2 protein-coding genes are annotated in these 4,263 nt (G+C 46.8%); both read left to right on the plus strand.

Going from position 1 to position 4,263, the window contains the following annotated elements:
* Positions 1–574: 574 nt before the first annotated feature.
* Positions 575–2,413, plus strand: coding sequence for a hypothetical protein (locus AAH187_RS18785; protein ID WP_342350022.1), 1,839 nt, complete (start codon positions 575–577; stop codon positions 2,411–2,413).
* A gap of 1,260 nt (positions 2,414–3,673) precedes the next feature.
* Positions 3,674–4,222 (plus strand): AraC family transcriptional regulator, encoded by a 549-nt coding sequence (locus AAH187_RS18790; protein WP_342350023.1) that lies wholly within the window; start codon positions 3,674–3,676, stop codon positions 4,220–4,222.
* Positions 4,223–4,263: the final 41 nt, after the last annotated feature.

Below are 4,263 nucleotides of genomic sequence, written 5' to 3' on the forward strand. Positions count from 1 at the left end.
ATTCCGAGACTTCACTTAACCCATTCAGCAAAGGATTAACTGATGATGCCCTGGCGCAATGCATGAACAGCAAGGGCTGGTTTTTGGCTCAAAAGCCATAAATTCTGACCTTTGCTCTGGCTCTTCACCCAGATCTACCTGTGCTTGCCATCACTTGTTGGCCGTGGATCTTTCAATTAGGCATTGGATTTTTCATGATGTTTGTCGTACCCATGAATGAAATTCGGTCGCTAAAGGCCGCGTTTATGATGCCAGAGTCTGACGATTAAGTACGTCTCACTACATTCTTAAGGCCCGAGACTTTAGAGTCCAGAGCCCATGAGCTGCCATTGTACGCTCATGGGCTTTTTTTGTGGCCATGGAATGCAATGTTCTGATTCTTAATTTATTCCGAGGTATGAATATACTCATGCATTCATCCTCATGTGGGCGAGGAGGTTGGTCTCCTCCTGTCCCCCTCGCCTTGCTCCTCCTCAACACATGACGTGTGAGGATACGTTCACCATTCATCCATAAGAGAGAAATCAAAGAGGATTTCTCCGAAAAAGGATTCATTCTAAAGCGAGGTGCCCCAATGAACGTCCGTAGAGTTCTTACTTTCTCTTGCGCGCAGATCTTTTGTATTTCTTTACTCACATCAACACTACCCTTTCTCGCCAATGTACCCCTGGTGTTAGCTCAGGAAACCGAAGAAGCTGATCCACCGGAAGTCACCAACGGAGAACGATTGTTTCTGGAAACCCGGTTTGCTCAAATATTTAAAGTCTTTTTAGATGACGGAGGGGATGTCAATGATCCCTTGCCTCAAGGTGATCCCTCCCTCGACAAAGTGACAAATTGGCAACTCCCACCCGATCAATTTGCCATTGGCCCGTTTGCTGGTCAATCCAGGAATTGTCGAAGCTGCCATTTTGTGGATGAGCTACTCGACATTCCGAAATACGGAATGAATACTTATTCGGGTTTTTCACGTCGTAGTCTTCTTCCAGCCCGTGAAGACGGAAAACAGACCACTGTTCGAAACGCGCCCCCTATGGTGAATGCCGCTCTTCCCCGACCGATGTTTTTTCTTCATGCCGATGCTGAATTCCCGACGATGCTGGAAAACGTCAAAGGTACACTCACCGGGCGCGACTTCGGATGGCTTCCCGGTGAACAGGAAACCGCCATCTCACATATTGCCCGAATCATTCGGGAGGACTCCGGAACCGGAGATCTGGCCCAGGAGTTTGGTGGACTGTCCTATCCTGTTCTCTTCGCTGGAACCGATCCCTCGATTCCTGCAGCCTTTCTGATCCCTGAAAATTTTCGTGTCGAGGTTTCTACAGCCACCGATCTCCAACTCGTGCAGGCTGTCTCCCAACTCATCTCTGCCTATGCAGACCAACTTCTGTTTTCACAAGATGACGAAGGGAACTTTAATCTCTCTCCTTATGATGTCTTTCTTGAGATCAACGATTTGCCACGCCAACCGGATAAATGGGAGTCTCCGAATTCATATACTCGTCGGTTGCTACAACAGATTCAATTTCTCGAATCATACGATTCGCAAAATTATTCCCGATGGCCCTCAACCTCTTCTTCCGATAGCCCGACCCTGCAATTCGTTGAGAAAAATCCCCATACGGCAGATGGCAAGTTTCAGTTTCATAACCAACCATTCACCTTTGGGCCCGAGGAATTAAAAGGGTTGAAAATCTTTTTCGCTCAACAGAACCGACACAGGCATCGTCGTCATAAAGGTCACCAGATTCGCCCCAGTGACCAGGCCCAGGGAGGAATTGGGAATTGTGTTGCATGTCATACCCCACCCAACTTCACCGATTTTCGATTTCACAATACTGGAATTGCCCAAACAGAGTATGAACGCATTCATGGTCCCGAATCGTTTTCCATGCTTCAAATTCCAGGATTGGATGAACGAAATGAAAATATCGAAGCCTACCTGCCTGCCACGGCAAAGCATCCGCATGCTCAAGAACCATTCCGCGCTATCCCCTCGCCGGACAACCCCCAACAGACCGATCTGGGCATTTGGAACATTTTCTGGAATCCCGACTTCCCCGCATCTCAGCTACCCATTTGGTCCATCCTCTGCGAGGACGCCCTCAATGAACACTTTGGGGTGTTTCGTGGCTTCCAGGCCTGTCGACCAGATCGACTCCTACCGAGAACGATTGGCACTTTTAAAACTCCCGGCCTGCGCGATTTGAGTCATTCGGCTCCCTATAGTCACGCCGGTATCGCCGATACCCTCAAAGATGTGATTCAAGGGTATATGACAAATTCGGAACTAGCGCGAAACGGAAAACTTCGCAATGGTGCTTCCCAGCTCAAAGACATCGTCTTACTCCCAGAAGACATCCCGGCCTTAACGGCTTTCTTACGATCCTTAAACGAAGACTACGAGTAACCGATTAAAACATCGCCTAAGGAAGGCCTTACGCATGGAATATTAACAACTGGAAGAAACTGAACTTCCTTAAGCCCACGGTGAATCATTCACCGTGGGCTTTTTTTTCGAATGCTTCACCTTGCAGGATGGTTCTTTCGCTCCCACGCCTCCAAAAGCAGCGAATTTGAGAAATCACCTGAAGCCATACAAAGGGAGGAACTTTCCTTGAAGGATAATCCATCCCGGTTCGCTGCACTTCCCAATCCGACTCAGACCGATTTTCCTCATTCGGAGTGGCCTGTTTTTATAGTGAGACAACATGCGGTACAAAGTGAGTCGTTCTCAGAAGGAGGGAACGACATGGAAGAGGAGATGATTCTAAGGGCTTCACCCCTGACCGGATGCTTGAGATGTTGCCGACTGAAAATTGCTATCTGTCCTCGGCTGTCTATGGGCACCAAAAGTAGCATGGCCAAGTCGAGCCCTAGGTTCGGCGTGAGGCCTCCTGGAAGCAATCGGGCTAAGAGATCCGGCAAAGAAATTCCTTATGGCACAGCGATTAGATGAAGATGCGCATTGGGCATGTCCGATGATATCTGCTGACGGTCACTAATTGATCCTCACGGTTGTTTTTATCGCCTTTTTTTCTCCCTGGGACTTTCAAGGAAGTTGTTTTGGTCGAGGTGTTGCCTGTGACCACTACCAGTCCATGACCCTTGCCGATTCTCTCTATCCAACAACGTCATTAGCCATATAGCCTCCTCCACTAACCGTCTATCTAAATCATGGGCGCAGCAGGAAGACCCGTCTCATGGTCGTTCATCACGGCCAAAGTACCTATTATTTCCAGGATTTGGCATCTCCATGCCAATTGCCTCAGGCAGACCGGGGATGCCATCAAGAGAAAACCTCCTGGCTGAAAGGGGATCATTCAATTGAGGTTACAGACAAAAAAACATGGCTTTTCTGTTATTTGAACATGGGCAAAGTATTTATTTTAATCTAGTATTGAAAACATAAATGATTTTCATTATCATTAACTAACAAATCACAAAAACGACGAATATTTTCAATATAAACTCTCTTAGGATTCTTCTCCAGACCAGTGACCTTGTAGGAAATAATGAAGAGGACAATATCCAAACCAACTAACCCTCAACAATCTGATTGGAGTTGCCACAGTGGCAGGCCTATTGCCAAAGTTTCACTCAAAGACACTGAATTCCAATGCGCTCGATGCAAGCACATCCATTCATTTCCTGTCGAGGCGCCCAGACCATGACACGCCAACGATACCAACAAAATTCACATGATCACTTGGAAAAGCTGATAGAGGAATTACGCTGTTTGGCGCGAGAACGGACTCACGTTAAAATCGGCACAAATCCAGTCGAAGAACGATCTTCATTTATTTGCAAAATCCTTCAAGATCTCCTCTCCGGGTTAAAGGATACCCGGGCATTTTCATATTCAACAGCTCAACAGATTCACACCTTCATGATCTCACATCTGCATCAGGGGCTTACCCTCAAAGATATTTCCCTCTTCTTGGGGTATTCGGAAAAGTACTGTTCGCAACTCTTTCACACTGTTATCGGTGAATCGTTCCGTTTTCATCTCAAAACACTTCGAATAGAACGAGCTAAATTTTTGTTACAAGAAGGGCATGCCAACCTCAGAGAAATTGCGACAGCCCTTGGGTTTAGCGATCAGTTTGCCTTTAGTCATTTTTTTAAGAATGCGGTAGGTTGTTCTCCCTCAAGTTTCCGGACTCTGTTTGAGGATGTATCTGAAGTCCAGCCCACACAAAATGCTAATGAACACTAAAAGCCATAAATTCAAACTATATTACATGGCGAGCTACCCAT

Origin of the sequence: uncultured Nitrospira sp., from assembly GCA_902500695.1 — a bacterium.
In the GTDB taxonomy this organism is placed as follows: domain Bacteria; phylum Nitrospirota; class Nitrospiria; order Nitrospirales; family UBA8639; genus Nitrospira_E.